Source organism: Vibrio sp. Vb0304, assembly GCF_033338995.1.
GTDB classification, from domain to species: domain Bacteria; phylum Pseudomonadota; class Gammaproteobacteria; order Enterobacterales; family Vibrionaceae; genus Vibrio; species Vibrio alginolyticus.
In genome coordinates, this window is record NZ_JAWOTT010000377.1 from 1 (window position 1) to 1,027 (window position 1,027).

The following is a 1,027-nucleotide window of genomic DNA, read 5'->3' on the forward strand; positions in this document are numbered from 1 at the left end:
GTGAATACCTGCGTCTTTAACTAGAGTACGGCGGCAATAATCCAATGAGTCTGCGCGTTCTGCTAGGTTTTGTAACACGTCCATCTGTGAAACGGCAGAAGCTAGGTTTTGCATTTGTTCAAGATGAGGCATCAGCAAATCGAACAGCTCTTCCCACAGTTTTTTCTCTAGTGCGAGTGCTTTTGATTTTGAGTTCAGAACTTTGTCTTCATGCTCTTTAAGCTCAGGAATAATGTAGCGCTCGGCATTTTTCAGAGTTTGGCGACGCACGTAATGTGGCGGTACCAAATGGCTTTGGCCACGGCTTACCTGAATGAAGAATCCATGTACGGCGTTGTAGCCAACTTTCAGCGTATCGATGCCATGACGCTCGCGTTCATCCGCTTCGAGCTTTTCTAGATACTCGGTTGCACCATCAGCGAGCTTGCGCCACTCATCCAATTCTTCGTTATAGCCTTCTGCAATCACACCACCATCGCGGATCACTACCGGCGGGTTTTCTTTGATAGCACGTTCAAGAAGCTCACATACCTCATCTATTGGCGCAGCATATTGAGCCAACTTCACTAGGTATGGATGAGTTAAGGATGCAGTGAGCGATTCTAGTTCAGGAAGTTGCTGCATGGCATGGCGTAGGCGAGCCATGTCTCGTGGACGAGCAGAACGTAGAGCAAGACGCGCTAAGATACGTTCAATATCGCCAATCTGTTTTAAAGTTGGCTGAAGATCGGTAAATAAGCCTTGATCTTTAATTTCACCAATCGCATCCAGACGGTTGTTTAGCGTATCAATACAACGCATCGGTTGATGCAGCCAACGCTTTAACATGCGGCTGCCCATCGGGGTTGAGCAATGGTCGAGAACTGCGGCGAGTGTATTGTCCGTGCCGCCAGCTAAATTTTGGGTGATTTCTAGATTGCGACGCGTAGCTGCATCTAAAATTACAGAGTGATCTTGGCGATCAAACGTTAGTGAGCGGATATGTGGTAGAGCAGTGCGTTGTGTGTCTTTTACGTATTGAATCAAG

Annotated in this window: 1 pseudogene; it reads right to left on the reverse strand. The window is 47.3% G+C overall.

The annotated features are described in order from the left end of the window. A pseudogene (locus R7P35_RS26375) lies at window positions 1-1,027 on the reverse strand (DNA mismatch repair protein MutS); the annotation flags it as partial.